Here is a 17805-nt window from a genome sequence, read left to right as displayed (position 1 = left end):
CGTGTATTTCATTTTTTGTAATTCGTTCTGTTTGCTGTGAGGTTTTTTAACCCACAACACTCATGAAATTAACGGTGCGCCATGCGTTCGCAACGCGTTATGGCTGTATTAAAGGTTTTCTGTGGCTTGTTTCCTTTGGGATAACAACTGCTTGCTGTTGCTTACAGGTTTCAGCGCAATCTCCGGTTCGTAAGAAAGATACTACCCAAACAGATTCTACCAGGATCACGCATCTTAATCAGGTAGATATTCGTGCTGCCAAAACGGATCTTCCCAATACCTCGCCAACACCGGTACAAATATTGAAAGGCGAGCAATTACAGCGCCTCAACAGTTTTTCGGTGGCTGATGCCTTGCGCTTTTTTACTGGCGTACAGCTTAAAGATTATGGAGGAGTTGGTGGCTTAAAAACGGTTAATGTACGCAGTTTGGGTGCCAATCATGTTGCTGTATTTTATGATGGCATACAATTGGGCAATGCGCAAAATGGGCAGGTTGATCTTGGCCGGTTCTCGTTAGATAACATTGAAGAGATAGATCTTTATAACGGCCAGCGAAGCGAGATTTTTCAATCTGCCAAATCATTTTCGGCGGCAAGCACTATATATCTTCAATCGGCCAAACCTAAATTTGAGCCGGGCGAACATACACACATTCGCCTTAATTATAAAACCGGCTCAATGGGGTTGGTGAACCCATCAATGCTTTGGCAGCAGAAGTTAAGCGATAAAATAAACAGTACTGTTAGTGCTGAATATATCCAATCAAATGGTCGCTATAAATTCAGGTATACTAATGGCGTGTATGATACAACCGCGGTACGCAATAACGGCGATATTGAAGCTTACCGGATAGAGGCCGGGCTTAGAGGAAGTACGGTCGACAGCGCCGCGTGGTCGGTTAAGGGATATAGTTACATTTCAAACCGTGGTTTGCCGGGAGCCATCGTAGCCAATAAATTTAACTATTCGCAAAGGCAATGGGATCGTGATCAGTTTATCCAGGCTAATTATGAAAGCAATACACGTAGCCGTTATAGCTTTAAAGCGATTGCTAAATACAGTGATAATTACGAGCGTTATCTTGATCCTGAATTTGTAACCACCACAGGCTTCCTGGATAATCGTTTTTATCAGCACGAGTTTTATACCTCCATCGCAAATCGATACCGTATTTCGCCGGTTTGGGATGTGGCGCTCTCTGCCGATTTTCAATTGAATAACCTCGACGCTAATCTATATCGTTTCCCATATCCAACCCGCTATACCGAGCTGGTTTCATTTGCTTCCCGACTTAAGTTAGGTCGACTTAACCTGCAAGCGTCCTTATTGGGCACTTTTGTTAATGATAAGGTGAAGGAATACACAGGTGCCGGGCGTAAAACGGCTTATACCCCAACTGTAACGGCGGGATGGCAAGTGTCGAATAATGGTGATCTGATGCTTCGCGCTTTTTATAAAAATATTTTTCGGCTGCCAACCTTCAATGACTTGTATTATACACTGATTGGCAACACTCAGCTTAGACCGGAATATGCTAAACAATACGATGTTGGCTTTACCTATAATCATCAGTTTAGAAAACATGTGTTGCAATCATTATCGGTACAGGCCGATGTTTATTATAACCAGGTAAACGATAAAATTGTAGCTATTCCGGGGCTCAATTTATTCAGGTGGGTGATGTACAATGTTGGTGATGTACATATAAAAGGAGGGGAGCTTAATGTACAATCCGGTTGGAATGTAGCTGATGAAGTGGTTGTCACAGCCGGACTTAATTATACATATCAGCAGGCATTTTATAAAGATGGAGGGATCACCTATCGCTATAATATTCCGTACGTACCTATGCACAGCGGTTCCTTTACTTTGGGGGCCGATTACCGCAGGTTTCAATTCAATTACAGCTATATCTACACGGGGCTCAGGTATAATGAGTTGAGCGACGATACTAATCATGGGTACAATACTGTAGCGCCCTGGTATACGCATGATCTTTCAGTCGGCTATTTCACCAAAATATATCGGCACAAAACCAGGTTTGGCATTGAGGTAAATAACCTGCTTAACCAGGATAGGGAAATCATTTCCAATTTTCCGATGCCCCGTCGTTTTTACCGCTTCAAAATAAGCTACAATATCTAACCATGAGAAAAATAAAAATAGCCCTATATCTACCCGTTGCCCTGTTTATGGTATTGCTTGTGGCATCATGCCGCAAGGCGCCGCAGGTAATACCCGAACAGGTTGAAACAATCTTTTCACCCGATCCCTCAAGCGCCATTAAAGGTATGTACCTGCTTAACGAGGGGAATATGAACATGAATAAGGCTTCGCTGGATTTTGTAGACTTCCGTACCGGCGTTTACAAGCGTAATATTTATAACGAGGCCAATCCATCGGTCACCAAAGGTTTGGGCGATGTTGGTAATGACATTGGCATTTACGGCTCGAAAATGTATGTGGTTGTTAACATCTCCAATAAGGTAGAAGTACTGGATGTTAAAACGGCAAAAAAGCTGGCCCAGATAGATATTACCAATTGCCGTTACGTAACCTTTCATAAAAATAAGGCATATGTTAGCGCATACCTCGGTAAGGTTGGTGACCCCAAAGCCCCCAATGGTATAGTTGCCGAAATTGATACTGTCAGCCTGCAAATTGAACGAAAAGTTACCGTTGGCCGCCAGCCCGAAGAGATGGCTATTGTTGGCGAAAAGCTGTACATAGCAAATTCAGGCGGTTATAGTCCACCGGATTATGAGCGTACAGTTTCTGTAATTGACCTGGCATCGTTTACGGAGCTTAAGCGGATAGATGTGGCTATCAACCTGGATAGGTTAAAGGCCGATAAATACGGCGATATCTATGTTACCTCCAGAGGCGATTACTATACCATCCCTTCTAAGCTATTTGTTATCGATACCCAAACCGACGCTATCAAAAAAACATTCGATATAGCTGCAAGCAACCTTTGGATAGATGACGACACGGCTTACATCTACAGTACCGAGTGGAGCTATCCGCAGCAAAAAAATACCATTAGCTATACCATGCTCAATGTAAAGGACGAAACTGTTTTGAGCAGCAGGTTTATCACCGATGGTACGGACAAGAAAATTGTAGTTCCTTATGGCATATCCGTTAACCCGATCTCCAAAGATGTTTTTGTGACCGATGCAGGTAACTACGTGGCCTCAGGTACACTTTACTGCTTCGACAAAAATGGCCGCATGAAATGGCAGGTTCAGGCAGGCGATATCCCCGCCCACATGGCCTTTGTTTACTAATCCAATTCAAATTTCAAATACAATCAAATCTTTATGAAGAAACAACAACTTAAACCATTATTACTATTAGGGGCCCTTTGCGCTTTTACCTGGGCATCCTGTAAAAAAGATAAAGTTACCGATGCTGGTCCGCAGGAGGCGCCTATTCGGCCAACAACTGTATCAAGTAATGCATATGTAACCACACTTTTTGATTTTAATCCGGCCCCCGGGCAATTTACCAATACAGGTTTGGGTGATACCACAGCCGCAAAAGGAACACTGAAAACCGATCAGGGGCTGGTAAGTCTCGGCGGTTGGGGAGGCTATATTGTTGTAGGTTTTGACCATACTGTATTAAATGCTGATGGCAAAACCGATTTTGTTGTTTATGGCAATGCCTTCGCTCAATTTGCCGAGCCTGGTGTGATTTGGGTGATGCAGGATAAGAATGGCAACGGCTTGCCTGATGATACCTGGTATGAGATCAAAGGCAGCGCTTTTTATAAAGATGGTTATACGCGTAATTATTCGGTAACCTACACTCGTCCGGCATGCGATACCTGTAGTGTGCCATGGAAGGATAGCAAAGGGAATACCGGGGTAATTCAGACTAATATGTTCCACTCGCAGGCTTATTATCCTATCGGTCTTAAAACCAATACTTATACTTTAACAGGAAGCTTGCTACCATCAAGTAATATCAATATGGATGATCCTACTTACATCACCAGCGCATCGTTTGATTATGGCTATGCCGATAACACAGGTGGCGGCGACAAAATTGACATCAGCAGCGCTATAGATGATAAAGGCAATAAGGTAAATCTGAAGGGTATCGACTTTATAAAGGTTCAAACGGGTATCCTGGCCAATATGGGCTGGCTGGGCGAGCAATCTACGGAGTTTATCGGCGCCGCCGATCTGAGTCTGCTCAAATAATCTACTACGCACAATCAAATAACTATTATAAAAATCATCATCATTATGAAAAAAACAATTACAACTAAGCTTGGCGCGGTTGCATTTTCGTTACTGGTTTTATTGGCTTCGTCATGTAAAAAAGATGGGGTAGGGGTTAACAATAGCAAGTCGCTCAAAACCCAGTCCTTAGGTAAATATGATAACGGCTTCTTTTTAATTAATGAAGGCTGGTATGGTCACGGAACCGGGAGCGTAAGTTTTTACAGCTTTGCTACTAATACCAAACAGGATAGCATCTTCACTAAAGAAAATCCGGGTAAAACGCTTGATCCGGCTACTTCAACCTTAGAGTATGGAACCATATTCAATAATAAGCTGTTCCTGGTATCAAAGGTTGGCGGACCGGTTGTAGTTACCGACCCTTACTCGCTTAAAGAGCTTGGTCGCATTGCTGCCGTTGGTGGTAATAACTGGCAAGCTTTTGTTGGTATTGATGCAACTAAAGGTTTATTGAGCTCGGCAAGTGGTATCTTTCCGTTTGATTTAACTAACTATACAACCGGCGCCAAGTTAACCGGTGTAACAGGCAGTGTTGGCGATATGATCAAAGCTGGCAATTATATTTTTGTACTGTCGCAAAGCAAGGGGGTAGTGGCACTTAACGCAAGCGATTATTCAGTTGCTAAAACTATATCGGGCATGGTAGTAGCTTTTACCAAAACTCCTGATGGTTCGGTATGGGCTGCGGGTGGCACTTCATTGATCAAGATCAATCCTGCTACTTTGGCTGTAACAACCGTTACCCTGCCATTTACAGCAAACAGCACCTGGTTTGCATGGCATCCGGGCTCTATTACTGCGTCAACACAAAATAACACGGTTTACATAGCTAATAACGGTACGTTTAGCGGAGCTACTACCATTTACAGGTATATAGATGGCAATGCGACCTCATTAACAAGTCCGTTTATTACTATCCCGGCGGGTAAAGAGTTATATGGTTCTGGCATTGGTTACGTGCCGCAAACCAATCAACTGGCGGTCACTACGGTAAAATCGGGTTTTGGCGTAAATTATGGTGTTAACGACCTGTATTTTTATGATCTGAATGGTACACAGGTTGGCGATCTGAGTTATTCGGGTTATTACTTCCCGGCAATACCGGTATTTCATTAATATTGGAAGTTTATAAAACAGAAGAGCTTAGGTCATGATCTAAGCTCTTCTGTTTTACTGTTTATTCTGCGTGTTTCTTCATGATATGATGCAGCTCCAGTATGTTACCTGAAGATACAGTATTAACAAGTTCCCATCCCTGGCCCGACATATAATTTAACGCATCTACTACGGATGTGAATTTTGTAACCGTTTCAAATTCCTGGCTGAAGTTAATATCCATGCCGTAGTCGGTGGTGACATCAACCTTGTTTGAAAATGCATGTTTTATGGTTTTAATAATACAATATCTGTTTGGGGAAGATGGCATAGGTGAGGTTGTATTTAAAATGGTTTAGTTATATAAATATACAACGTCTGCTGAATTGAAAAGAATGTTTGCAGGCGATTAAATGAAAAGCTTATAAAAAAGTAAAGCCCCTGATGGGCAGGGGCCTTTACTAACCAATTATAAACCTAAATTATGAGAAGACTATTTTATGTGGTGTTATCTTTAACACGGTGTAAAAGTAACACTAAGTTTTGATATTCGGAAAATATTTTTTGTAATTTTTTTGTAAGTTTAATCAATTACTTTCCTGTCCGATATCTTATTGTCAAAAATAAGAATAAATCATTAAAAATTTACTAATTTTTTGAAAATCATTTTTAATAATTACTTACTACTGATTTTTCAATAAAAAAATTGACGTTTTTGCTTTTAAAGTTTACGAAAAATTAATTTTAAGTGATTTTTAAATTAAAATTAAGGTTTAAAGCGGCTTTGAAATTAAAAATTGGACAATAAAATCCTCTAAAAGTCAATTTGTGGTTTGTTTTTTGATAAAAACAAGAAAAATTGATGCGATTTTTCTATTTAACTTGTCTTTTAAACTGTTTAAAGAACTTTTGATTGCTAAATCAATTTATCTCCTAAACGTATTAGCGTTATAAAAATTACTTTACAAAGGCTTTTTTTTAAAGATGCTTTGGCACTTTTGCAGCAAAAATACACTGCTCATTAAAATATGTCTTCAACACATACTGCAAAACAACATCCGCACCTTACGCCATTAACCCTATGGATCATGACCATAGCTACCGGTTTAGTGGTTGCAAACATATACTACAACCAACCTTTACTGGCCGATATGGCGCACGATTTTGGCGTAAGCGACAAAAAAGCGCAGCAAATATCGCTTTTTACACAGATAGGTTATGCTACAGGACTATTATTTATAGTGCCCCTGGCGGATATGCTTAAGCGTAAGCGACTTATTTTGATAGATTTTGTATTGGTGATCTTGTCTTTATTAGGCAGCGCCCTTGCTCCGTCGGTAACCATAGTTATGATAGCCGGTTTCTTGGTAGGTGTATCATCTGTAATTCCGCAGTTGTTGATCCCTATGGCTGCGCATCTGGCTAAACCGCACGAACGGGGAAAGAAGATAGGCTTTGTGATGAGCGGATTGTTGATAGGTATTTTGCTTTCGCGCACTTTAAGTGGTTTTATTGGCGAACATTTTGGCTGGCGAAGCATGTATTATATAGCTGCGGGCTTAATGCTGCTTATTTGGCTGATGATATTTTTGTTTTTGCCCGAATTGGAACCCGATTATAAAGGAAATTACGGCAAATTGATGAAATCATTAATTCATTTGGTGAAAACTCAGCCTAAATTGAGGCTTGCCGCCTTTAGAGGTGCTTTGTGCTTTGCCTGCTTCAGCGCTTTTTGGACAACGCTGGTATTTTTGCTAAAAGAGCCGCAGTTTAACGAAGGGAGCGCGGCAGCAGGGATGTTTGGCCTTGTAGGTGCCTTCGGCGCGGTGGCCGTTGGTTTTATGGGAAGGTTGAGCGATAAAATGGATGCTTATAAACTATCTATCTATACGCTGTCCCTCATCCTGATCTCATTTATTGTATTCTATTTTTCAAGTCATAGCATAGTAGGCCTAATTATCGGAGTTATTTTGCTGGATATGGGTGTACAGGCTACGCATATCTCCAACCAGTCTATCATTTTTGCCTTAATTCCCGAAGCCCGTAACCGGATCAATACAGTATACATGGTGTCTTATTTTATAGGCGGGGCTTTAGGTACATTTTTCGCCAGCCTGGTTTGGAAAAACTATGCCTGGAATGGGGTGTGCGCTATAGGTGTAGTACTATCGGTAATAGTGATCATAGTGCATTTGTTAAACTACAGGAAATCGTCCGCTGATGTAACTGATGTTCGCTAACGCATACCTGTTTATGAGCGTCCAGTGGCCGTTTTGATTGGATCGATCAAAAAAAGTAGAAATTTTTATAAAAAAATTAGTATTGAATTTCAGGTATTTACATTTTATTGTAAAATAAATCTGAGGTTTTAATGACTTTTTGCGCCCCTTGACAAAAGTTTGGCATTGATTTGGAGAAGTACTAATCAAACGCAGCTGTTATGAAAGCAAAAGACAAAGCAGTTAAGCCTGAGGAAGAGAAGGAGTGGGAGAATCCGGCGGAGCCGACCAAGACTTCAGACCCGCGCGACGAGGAACAGATGTTGAGGCAGTACAAAGAAGCTAAACGCCGCCACGACAATCTTACCGAGAACGAGGACGAAGAAAAGAAAGACTAAAACGAAGACATTAAAATATTAAAAACATCAAAAGCCTACAACATGAAAACGCAAAAACAAACATCAACCACCAAACTGATAGCAAGTTTTGATAACGCGCTTAAAAATATCATCATGAGCGATTTGAAATCTATTAAAGCTAAAACACCATACTTAACACCGGCTGCTTAAACTAAACATAAACCCTACACCACCTACAAAAACATCTACCTATGAAAGCATATAAACCAACACCAGCAATATCTAAATTACTTGCACGCTTTGACGCCGAATTATTGGAGCTGTTAAGGGAAGATTTAAAAAACTACAGGGCTAAAACCCAATTCATGAGCAACAACAAGCAGGTAGCAGCACAGCAAACGCTGTCTGCCGCTTGATCAACATATATCATATCTACCTATCGAGTACTAACATCACCTATGAAAACGTAGAGCCCTGCAATAAACAGGGCTCTTATTTTTTTGCGGTTTGCCCGATGCCTGTTTAATGTTGTGTTAAGTTTGTATGTTATTAAATAATAATATGTTAACATTTGCATCACTTAAAGGAAATGCCTGAAACGGTTCTTTGAAACTAAAGCGGCAGGCGAAACTTAATCGCCGGTCATAAACAAAGTTTTATGCATTTTTCAATCCCCGCGGTTATTCTCCCCTTCCTTGGCCAGGTGGATCTGAGTGGTTACCTGTTCACTGTTTTTCTTCTTTGTATCCTGGCAGTTATTGGTTTTGAGTTTGTAAATGGCTTTCATGATACAGCCAACGCCGTAGCTACGGTGATTTATACCAAAGCTTTGCGCCCGGTTTATGCTATTCCATGGTCCGGTTTTTGGAACTTTTTAGGGGTTTGTCTTGGCGGTGTTACCGTAGCTATGGGTATTTTAAAGCTGGTGCCTTTAGATACGCTGATGACCCTGCCAGTAAGTGTTGGCGCCTGCCTGGTCCTTGCCGTGCTGTTGTCATCTATTGTTTGGAATTTGGGTACCTGGTATTTGGGGATCCCATGTTCAAGCTCACATACTATGATTGGCGCCATGATTGGCGGCGGACTTGCTTTCACTTTATATTATAATGGTCCGGGTGTAAACTGGAGCAAAGCCGGTGAGATAGGTTCATCGCTGATCCTGTCGCCAATAATTGGTTTTGGCGCAGCGGCATTACTGATGTTGTTTCTGAAACATGTAACCAAATCGCATGCGTTGTTTCATATCCCCAGCGGCGAAAACGACAGGCCGCCTATACATATTCGCCTTTTACTGGTTACTACCTGTACGCTGGTAAGCTTTTTTCATGGCAGTAATGACGGGCAAAAAGGCGTTGGCTTATTTATGCTGATCCTGATTGCTTTTTTACCTGCACGTTTCGCGGTAAATCATGCGGTGCCGGATGCTAAAGTTTTATCAACGTTAAATCAAACAGAGCAGGTTGTTAATGCCCGGCTCGCCAATAACAGCGAAAAGAAACCCGTTTTAACCGAACTGAAGACCGCTATTGATCAAACCAAAGCATCCCTGGCCGAAAAAAATGAAAAAGAGGTAGCAAAAACTTACCGTTACCGTAAACAGGTTGAAGGCATTATTAAAGATATAAGAGCGGTAATTAAAGATCCGGCGGCAAGCCTTGAAGCTAAAGATAAAGAAGTGCTTACCAGCGCGGCTAATGAACTTGAGCATGTAACAGATTTTGCCCCGGTGTGGGTTATCGCTATTATCTCGCTATCGTTGGGGGTGGGTACTATGATAGGCTGGAAAAGAATTGTAGTTACCATTGGCGAAAAGATAGGTAACGAGCATTTGAACTATGCGCAAGGTGCAACCTCGGAGATTGTAGCCGCATCAACCATTGGTTTAAGTACAGGCTTTGGCTTGCCGGTAAGCACAACGCATGTGTTATCGAGCGGTATAGCCGGGGCCATGGTTGCATCAGGAGGGAAAGGAAATTTAAATAATGGTACGCTTAAAAACATCGCTTTAGCATGGGTGCTTACTTTGCCGGTTGCGATAATTTTAGCATTTTTATTATTCATGCTTTTTCATTTGTTTATATAATACAGTAAAATGAAACAGATACTGGTAGCCACCGATTTTTCAAAATGCGCCGCGAACGCGATGGCTTACGCCATGGAACTGGCCAGCATATTAGGCCGTGAAGTTTGCGCTATACATGCCATACACCCAACCGAAGGTATCAACAACAGTACCTATAACGCCATTTTTATTGAAGACTACTACAATAACAAACGCGAGGCATTAAAAGAATGGGTAAGTACTTACACTACAGATAGCAAGTATCAAAATGTAAAGGTAACTACCCTTTGCGATGTAGGCTTTCTAAAAGCGGTGATAACCCGTTATGTTGAAAAGCATGAGGTTGAATTGCTGGTGATGGGTATTATGGGCGCTACCGGCATTACCGGCATAGTGGGTAGTAATGCCAGCATGGTGGTAACTAAAATAAAGATCCCTACGCTGATTGTACCGCTGGAAAGCAAGTTTGATAAGGTGCCGATGATAACGCTTGCTACCGATTTTGAGACACGCCTTTCTGCTATAGACGTTAATGCGCTTAATGAAATGGTCAAGGCGTTTGGCTCGGCTAAAATGCAGGTGCTTTATGTGGCTGAAAAAACCGACGAACAACAGGTGCAGGTTTGGGAGGCGCGTTTACGCGATTTGATCAAGCATACTGAGCTTGAATTTAATTATATACCTGATAGCAGTGCATTGAACGGCATTATGAATTTTATCCAGTCGCATGAAACGGATATGCTTTGTTTGGTTAAACATCATCATAATATTGTGTACCGTTTGTTTACACGTAGTACGGTTAACCAGGTGATGAATAAATCGGTTAAGGCGATATTGATATTGCACGAGTAAAAGCTAAAAGCAGAATGCCTAAAGCTAAAGGCTGATGTCCGCATGGATTTATTGCCATCTGTGAAATTAATATACGCTATATAAATACAAACATTATGGATCAGGTAAATTATCCCATAGTAATCATTGTAGTTATTGCCGTTATTATATTACTGGTATGGATCATCAGGCGAAACCGGAAAGATGAAAAGCAGCTGGAAAAGGACATCATCCAATCTGAACTGAAGCCGGAAGAAAATAATGATAAAGAGATAAAGTCCTGAAGTTACCTGAAATTGCGATTTATAAAAACGTCATTGCGAGGAACGAAGCAATCCCCGATTTGCAGATACGCTCTGTATAGTTTGGGATTGCTTCGTGCCTCGCAATGACGTCTTTTTTTAAAGTTATTGAATCAGCTACGCTTTCTTACCAGCCTCAGCGTACTTAACAATCAACCCCGCAGTTTTGGCCGATGCTCCCGGCTGTCCCATACGTACATCAAGTTCATCGTAATTGTTAAGCATGGTTTGGCGGTAAGCCAAGTTGTTGACAAGCTGATCAAGCTCGCTACTGATCTTTTCCCCAGTGCATTCTTCCTGGATCAATTCTTTTACTACGCCTTTGTCCATAATCAAATTGACGAGGGATATAAATTTCAGTTTTACCAGCATGCGGGCTATGGCAATGGTTAGTTTACCGCCTTTATAAACCACTACCTGCGGTACGTTAAACAAAGCGGTTTCAAGCGTTGCGGTGCCGGAAGCTACAATGGCCGCGTGAGCCTGGTTTAACAAGTCGTAAGTGGCATTGAATACAATCGGGATATTTGCTCCGTTTAAATAAGGTACATAATAATCAGCCTCAAAAGCCGGTGCGCCGGCAATTACAAATTGATATTCAGGAAAATTGAACGATGCTTTAATCATGTCGGGCAATAACCGGCTAATTTCCTGCTTACGACTGCCTGGTAATAATGCGATTATTTTTTTACCGTGAAAATTATCCTTTTGAAGAAAGCTGGCATCGGGTTTAAACGCCGAAACGGCATCAAGCAACGGGTTGCCAACATAATCAACATCCATTCCCCATTCTTTATAAAATGCTACTTCAAAAGGCAGAATGCAAAACAAATGATCTACAATCCGTTTGATCTTGAGTACCCGTTTTTGGTTCCATGCCCAAACCTTTGGCGAAATATAGTAGCAAACCAAAAGTCCTTGGGCTTTGGCGTACTCGGCTATTTTAAGGTTAAAACCAGGAAAATCTATCAGGATCAAAACATCTGGCTGGTAAGCGCTGACATCCTGTTTGCACGATTTCATGTTTTTAAGGATGGTCTGCAAATTAGCTACCACCTCAACAAAGCCCATAAATGCCATATCGGCATAATGTTTTACCAGGGTGCCGCCTTCAGTCTGCATCAGGTCGCCGCCAAAAAAGCGAAAATCAGATTGGGGATCAAGCGCTTTCAGGGCTTTCATTAAGTTAGCTCCGTGCAAATCGCCCGAAGCCTCGCCGGCTACCAGGTAATATTTCATTATAAGGATTGCAGTTTAAAAATGAAAATGGCCAGCATAAACAAAAGCGAAATCATGGCGATGCCGTTCCCGGTTTTCTCGGCCCCTTTACCATAAAAGTAACGGATAATAAACAGGTTGATGGCAAAAGCAACAAAGTAGGGGATGCCCGGCTTGTGCATAAAAACAACCTGGTTTTTTAGCAGGAAGCCAAAAACAAGCAGGCTAATACCCGGTAGTATAGCACCAATGAGCAAGCCCGCGGCTATGTCGTTTTTGTTTAGCATGAGATTATATGTTGAACTTCCAGTTGTTTAAGTAAGGGATAACGTGGTGGGCCGTCATATCAAACTGTACAGGCACAACCGAAGCATAACCCTGTTCTAACGCCCAAACATCAGTATCCTCGCCGCCATCATTAAGTTGAAAGACACCTGTAAGCCAGTAATAAGGCCTTTTATGCGGATCAACGCGCTCATCAAATTCTTCGGCCCATTTGGCTGCTGCCTGCCTGCAAATTTTTATGCCTTTGATGTGTTTTGTATTTGGGAAGTTTACGTTTAACAAGCTGGCCTGCGGTAAGCCATTGGCCAGTACCTGTAAGGCCAATTCTTTTACAAACCTGATGCAGGGTTCAAAATCGGCCTGTAATGTATAGTCATCTAACGAAAAACCAATTGATGGAATACCTTCAATTGCCCCTTCAACAGCCGCCGACATAGTACCCGAGTAAAGCACATTAATGGAGTTATTCAAGCCGTGATTGATGCCCGAAACACAAAGATCCGGCTTTTGGCCTTTAAAAATCTTGTTAACCGCAAGCTTCACACAATCAACCGGTGTTCCCGAGCAACGATACATTTCAATACCCTCGTAAATGTCAACCTGATCGAGCCTTAATGGTTTGCCGATGGTAATGGCATGGCCCATGCCCGATTGCGGACTGTCGGGAGCAACTACTACAACACGGCCAATTTCGGCCATGGCATCCATCAGGGCTTTGATGCCCGGCGCGGTAATGCCATCGTCATTTACTACAAGTATGGTTGGTTTGGTAACTTTCACCAGGCAAAGTTAACAATCCTCAACAATGTAGTTGGTAATAATAGTTTGGCTGCGGGTTATTCTACATTTACTTTAATTGAGTTTACCCAAATGGCTTCCCTGTCAAAATTGCTTTTAAATCCTTGCAGCATAAAGGTTTTATCAGCAGTAACTCTCCCTGAAAATGCCTGCTTACCGTTGATGTTAATAATGACTGGCTTTTTGAGGTCGACAATGCGAGGGCTGATCAATATCTCCACCTTAGTGATGCCGGAAGTTCGGATATAGAAAATGTTATTGGCAACAGTTCCTTTAATAGCTGCGCTTTTATTTAAATTGTAGTATTGAAAGGGGTACCAATCTTTGGTGTGCTTGTTGTACGATTTGAAGTTAAATGGCTTATGCCATGGCGCGGCAGGTAATTCAGTATCAACGCCTGTTACTTTTAACCAGCTACAGCTATTGTAAATATTAGTGCTGTTTAGCTCCCAATAAATCGAATCTTTAAATGTTTTACGGTTAACGCTATCAACAAAGCGGGGAATAAGCGGTAATTCCTTATCTAAATGTTTGTCATAGTGTTGATAACCTGCATATTCTTTATAAGCCAACTGTCTGTCGATTTTTCTTAGTGCTTCAACTATCAAGCGTGTTTCCTGAACAGGACGAAGGTCATCAAGTTCGGAGTGAACCAGGTACAGAGGGGTGTTTACAATATTACGAATGTAAAAATCGCGGGCAAAGGTATTATTGAGCATAGAATTGTATGCTATAATTCCGGCAAACTGGTTGGGTGTGTACACGGCAAGTCCAACGCTCCCGTCTGATCCATCAGAGTGTCCAACTGCAAATACCTTGTTGTCATCAATATTAAGCATCGTTTTTACCGATGTGGTCAATTTATTTAAGGTATTATAAACTGGATTTGCGGCTTCCCTGTCAAATGTGTTCACAACCCAACTGAATTTCTTTGTGCGTTCGTCAGCCACGGGTCTGATGACTATATATCCTTGTTTACTGATAATATTGAAAAGGATATCATCATTAAATTTATCCAGACTATCGATATCAGCAAAAGTCATGCGGCCGACTGCACCGTGAAGCAATAGTATGCACGCCGATTTGTGTTTGTTATTGTAATTGGCTGGCACAAACACCCTGAAGGGAACCTTGCCAAAAAGTGAATCGGTATAATAAAAAACATAATCCTTGCCACCTTTTACATCGGTATAGTTATTCCAGTGGTTAATGAATTTGAATGCTGAATCGGCATTGATTTTATCGTTAGCCTGAACCTGATCAATGGTTTTAACGGCGTTGGATATGGATTTTTCAAAGATGTTTTCTTGTGCAAATGATGCAGATGAAAAAGCAAAAAATAAAATAAAGATGATTAGCTGGCTAAGGTTTGGTTTCATGCTCTATAGATGTGTCAATAAACGACAGATAGGCATTAAGATAGTTGCATATAAAATAAAAAAGAGGCATTTGCCTCTTTTTTATTTTATAAACTGTTTATCCATTTCACCAGCTCATCACGGGTTTTGCCCGTTTTTTGCTGAAGCTTGCCAAGTGTTTCATCGTCTTTTCCTTCCTGCCAGGTAAGGTCATCGTCGGTAAGGTCGCCGTAAGCTTGTTTGATTTTCCCTTTCAGTTCGTTCCAGCCGCCTTTTATTTCTAATTTATCCATGATGTTTTTATTTAGATGTATTAGAGTAACGGATGGGAGGGAGGATGGTTTTGAAGAGAAGCAAGAAGTCAAGAGTTCGGAATCAATAAAAAGTTTGTGGTTCCAGCTAAATAACAAGTTACTCTTCCTTAAAAGCCTTCAATGCTTTTCTTCTCTTATCCTCTCCCGGCCAAAGGGTGATCTTATAATGATCAGTTCCCTCATCTTCTTCGGGGTTCACATTTTTAATGGAATAGGAGTAAATGCGCACCCGGTATCGGCCCGGGGTAACAATAGCTTTCAGCATGATTTTAGTATCCGGAAAGTTCAGGATCTCCATAATGCCCGAACTTAATTTTACGCTGCCTTCCACAACGTGATCGTATTTGCTAAAATCTTTTTCGGGGTCGGGGGTATTAAATACGTCAAGCTCTGCCTTGATGTGGCCATAGCTGGCTGTCTTTATGCCGATAATATCTTCGGTAGTACCAAGGCGTGCGTTTTGGGCGTCGCTGTTCCAGAAGGTGGTATCACCTGTAGTGCCGGTAAAAGCCGAATCGCACAGGTAAAACTGGTTATGAGTGGTGAAGAAATCAAGATTGTACCTGCCGGAAAAAAAGACAGAGACCCAAGAGATCAAGAATAAAGAACCAAGAAGGAAAATGTATCTTCCTGTCTTGATTCCTGATTCTTGACTTCTTGCCTCTTGATGCTTAAGGTTCCTGGCTTCCTGCCTCATTCATCTTGTTTTTTGACTCTAAAAGTCTTGCTTCTATTACAAAGCTCCTGCCTTGATCTCATCAACTACTGATGGATCAAGCAGCGTGCTGGTATCGCCCAGGTTTGAAGTATCTCCTTCAGCAATCTTGCGCAAAATACGACGCATGATTTTGCCCGAACGTGTTTTTGGTAAACCGGTTACAAACTGGATCTTATCCGGTTTGGCTATCGGGCCAATAATACGTGATACCGTCATGATAATATCCTTGCGGGTAATCTCTTCGTCGCCATGTTTATCCGGACTAACCACATAGGCATAAACGCCCTGCCCTTTAATATCATGCGGATAACCAACTACGGCCGATTCAACTACACTGCTATGCATATTGATGGCATTCTCTACTTCGGCCGTGCCAATGCGGTGGCCGGATACGTTTAATACGTCATCCACACGGCCGGTAATGCGGTAGTAGCCATCCTCATCGCGGAGGCAACCATCGCCGGTAAAGTACATGTTTTCGTATGTAGCAAAGTAGGTGGTACGGCAACGCTCGTGATCGCCATAAGTGGTACGCAGCATGCCTGGCCATGGGAATTTGATACAAAGGTTTCCGCTAACGCCATTACCTTCAATTACTTTTCCGTTTTCATCAACCAAAACCGGTTGTACGCCCGGCAAAGGCAATGTAGCATAACCTGGCTTGGTAGGGGTAATGCCTGCTATAGGAGAGATCATGATGCCACCATTTTCGGTTTGCCACCAGGTATCAACAATAGGGCAGCGGTTTTTGCCGATGTTATCGTCAAACCAGTGCCATGCTTCCTCATTGATAGGCTCACCCACTGAGCCTAATTTTTTAAGTGAGCTGAGATCTTTGTTCTTAACCTGATCCAGCCCGAAACTCATCAGCGAGCGAATAGCGGTTGGCGCGGTATATAATATGTTTACTTTAAACTTATCAACAATCTCCCAGAAACGACCGCAATCAGGATAGGTTGGAATACCTTCAAACATCAAAGTGGTAGCCCCTTGCGAAAGCGGACCGTATACAATATAAGAGTGACCGGTGATCCAGCCGATATCGGCAGTGCAAAAGTAAACTTCACCCTGGTTGTATTGGAACACATTGGCAAAGGTGTAGCCCGCGTAGACCATGTAACCACCGCAAGTATGTACCACGCCTTTAGGTTTACCGGTAGAGCCGGATGTATACAGGATAAACAGCATATCCTCGGCATCCATCACTTCGGCAGGACAGGCAGGGTTACCTTGTGTTTCAACTTTCTTGATCTCATCTTCCCACCAAACATCACGGCCTTTGATCATGGATACCGGTGTACGGCTGCGGGTAAGTACAATTACTTTTTTAACCGAACGGCACTGTACCAAAGCATCGTCAATAACGGTTTTAAGCGGAACTTCTTTATTGCCACGTTTACCGCCGTCGCAGGTGATTACGATATTACACTCGGCATCATTGATCCTGTCGGCAATTGATTGGGCCGAAAAGCCCCCAAACACCACCGAATGGATGGCGCCGATACGCGCGCAGGCCAAAACAGCAATAGCCAGTTCGGGGATCATGGGCATATATATACAAATACGGTCGCCTTTTTTTGCACCATTGTTTTTAAGTACGTTGGCAAACTGGCAAACTTTATCGTGCAGTTGGCGATACGTTAATATACGATGATCTTCTTCCGGATCGTTTGGTTCCCAGATGATAGCTGGTTTATCGCCCAGGGTTTCGAGATGGCGATCAAGACAGTTTTCGGTAATGTTGAGTTTTGCCCCCTGGAACCATTTGATTTTAGGCTCCTTAAAGTTCCAGTCGAGTACGGTATCCCACTTTTTTTGCCATAAAAAATTATCGGCAATGCCGGCCCAGAATTGCTCAGGTTGCTCAACACTTTGCTGGTAAACTTTTTTGTACTCTTCAAATGATGTAATTTTCATCGGTTGGTTGGTGTTTGGTTGATGAAGCTGTTACGTGCTCAAATTGTTTGTTTCTTTTAGCTTATAACGCTTTC

At 42.1% G+C, this 17805-nt stretch carries 19 protein-coding genes; 11 read left to right on the top strand and 8 right to left on the bottom strand.

The annotated features are described in order from the left end of the window. The first annotated feature begins 62 nt into the window (after positions 1-62). Genes EAH55_RS00435 through EAH55_RS00420 form a run of 4 tightly spaced genes read left to right on the top strand, consistent with a single transcriptional unit; the run spans position 63 to position 5371 of the window. Positions 63-2147 (top strand): TonB-dependent receptor plug domain-containing protein, encoded by a 2085-nt coding sequence (locus EAH55_RS00435; RefSeq protein WP_121808034.1) that lies wholly within the window; start codon positions 63-65, stop codon positions 2145-2147. Between the two features lie 2 nt (positions 2148-2149). After that, positions 2150-3292: a YncE family protein gene (locus EAH55_RS30770; protein ID WP_162996700.1), complete on the top strand. Its 1143-nt coding sequence runs from the start codon at positions 2150-2152 to the stop codon at positions 3290-3292. A gap of 33 nt (positions 3293-3325) precedes the next feature. After that, positions 3326-4213, top strand: coding sequence for a cell surface protein (locus tag EAH55_RS00425; RefSeq protein ID WP_121808033.1), 888 nt, complete (start codon positions 3326-3328; stop codon positions 4211-4213). A gap of 45 nt (positions 4214-4258) precedes the next feature. Continuing rightward, positions 4259-5371: a DUF5074 domain-containing protein gene (locus tag EAH55_RS00420; protein WP_121808032.1), complete on the top strand. Its 1113-nt coding sequence runs from the start codon at positions 4259-4261 to the stop codon at positions 5369-5371. A 61-nt stretch (positions 5372-5432) separates the two neighbouring features. Here EAH55_RS00420 and EAH55_RS00415 read toward each other — a convergent pair whose 3' ends face one another. Continuing rightward, positions 5433-5681 carry a hypothetical protein gene (locus EAH55_RS00415; RefSeq protein ID WP_112575717.1) on the bottom strand — a complete coding sequence of 83 codons (249 nt, stop codon included), beginning with the start codon at positions 5679-5681 and terminating at the stop codon, positions 5433-5435. 697 nt (positions 5682-6378) lie between these two features. On the opposite strand from EAH55_RS00415, the gene EAH55_RS00410 reads away from it, so the two are divergent. The 7 genes from EAH55_RS00410 to EAH55_RS30755 all read left to right on the top strand — a co-directional run bounded on the left by EAH55_RS00410 (position 6379) and on the right by EAH55_RS30755 (position 11105). Beyond that, positions 6379-7590 (top strand): MFS transporter, encoded by a 1212-nt coding sequence (locus tag EAH55_RS00410; protein ID WP_208644764.1) that lies wholly within the window; start codon positions 6379-6381, stop codon positions 7588-7590. A gap of 200 nt (positions 7591-7790) precedes the next feature. Continuing rightward, positions 7791-7967 (top strand): hypothetical protein, encoded by a 177-nt coding sequence (locus EAH55_RS30765; protein WP_162996699.1) that lies wholly within the window; start codon positions 7791-7793, stop codon positions 7965-7967. A 42-nt stretch (positions 7968-8009) separates the two neighbouring features. Beyond that, a complete protein-coding gene (locus EAH55_RS31385; RefSeq protein WP_262707295.1) occupies positions 8010-8138 on the top strand; it encodes a hypothetical protein in 129 nt (42 codons plus the stop codon). A gap of 41 nt (positions 8139-8179) precedes the next feature. Beyond that, complete coding sequence (locus EAH55_RS30760) at positions 8180-8344, top strand: hypothetical protein (RefSeq protein WP_162996698.1); 165 nt, start codon at positions 8180-8182, stop codon at positions 8342-8344. 242 nt (positions 8345-8586) lie between these two features. After that, the gene (locus EAH55_RS00405; protein ID WP_121808031.1) at positions 8587-10011 is read left to right on the top strand and encodes an inorganic phosphate transporter; all 1425 of its coding nucleotides are present in this window, start codon (positions 8587-8589) and stop codon (positions 10009-10011) included. Positions 10012-10020: 9 nt separating this feature from the next. After that, the gene (locus tag EAH55_RS00400) at positions 10021-10842 is read left to right on the top strand and encodes a universal stress protein (RefSeq protein ID WP_121808030.1); all 822 of its coding nucleotides are present in this window, start codon (positions 10021-10023) and stop codon (positions 10840-10842) included. A 95-nt stretch (positions 10843-10937) separates the two neighbouring features. Next, on the top strand, positions 10938-11105 hold the full coding sequence (locus EAH55_RS30755) for a hypothetical protein (RefSeq protein WP_162996697.1): 168 nt from the start codon (positions 10938-10940) through the stop codon (positions 11103-11105). Positions 11106-11240: 135 nt separating this feature from the next. Here EAH55_RS30755 and lpxB read toward each other — a convergent pair whose 3' ends face one another. The 7 genes from lpxB to acs form a co-directional block, all read right to left on the bottom strand. Next, positions 11241-12362, bottom strand: a complete 1122-nt coding sequence (gene lpxB, locus EAH55_RS00395) for a lipid-A-disaccharide synthase (RefSeq protein ID WP_121808029.1) — start codon at positions 12360-12362, stop codon at positions 11241-11243. Further along, positions 12362-12628, bottom strand: a complete 267-nt coding sequence (locus tag EAH55_RS00390; RefSeq protein ID WP_112575721.1) for a hypothetical protein — start codon at positions 12626-12628, stop codon at positions 12362-12364. The genes lpxB and EAH55_RS00390 overlap by 1 nt, the downstream gene beginning before the upstream one ends. A 4-nt stretch (positions 12629-12632) precedes the next feature. Further along, on the bottom strand, positions 12633-13409 hold the full coding sequence (surE, locus tag EAH55_RS00385) for a 5'/3'-nucleotidase SurE (protein ID WP_121808028.1): 777 nt from the start codon (positions 13407-13409) through the stop codon (positions 12633-12635). Positions 13410-13462: 53 nt separating this feature from the next. After that, positions 13463-14803 (bottom strand): dienelactone hydrolase family protein, encoded by a 1341-nt coding sequence (locus tag EAH55_RS00380; RefSeq protein WP_121808027.1) that lies wholly within the window; start codon positions 14801-14803, stop codon positions 13463-13465. Positions 14804-14889: 86 nt separating this feature from the next. Then, the gene (locus EAH55_RS00375; protein ID WP_091208858.1) at positions 14890-15075 is read right to left on the bottom strand and encodes a CsbD family protein; all 186 of its coding nucleotides are present in this window, start codon (positions 15073-15075) and stop codon (positions 14890-14892) included. Positions 15076-15193: 118 nt separating this feature from the next. Beyond that, positions 15194-15694, bottom strand: coding sequence for a hypothetical protein (locus tag EAH55_RS00370; RefSeq protein ID WP_162996696.1), 501 nt, complete (start codon positions 15692-15694; stop codon positions 15194-15196). A 135-nt stretch (positions 15695-15829) separates the two neighbouring features. Further along, positions 15830-17731, bottom strand: coding sequence for an acetate--CoA ligase (gene acs, locus EAH55_RS00365; RefSeq protein WP_121808025.1), 1902 nt, complete (start codon positions 17729-17731; stop codon positions 15830-15832). Between the last annotated feature and the right edge of the window lie 74 nt (positions 17732-17805).

Source organism: Mucilaginibacter kameinonensis (assembly GCF_003675385.1).
GTDB lineage: Bacteria > Bacteroidota > Bacteroidia > Sphingobacteriales > Sphingobacteriaceae > Mucilaginibacter > Mucilaginibacter kameinonensis.
This window is presented reverse-complemented; position numbering and strand designations above follow the sequence as displayed.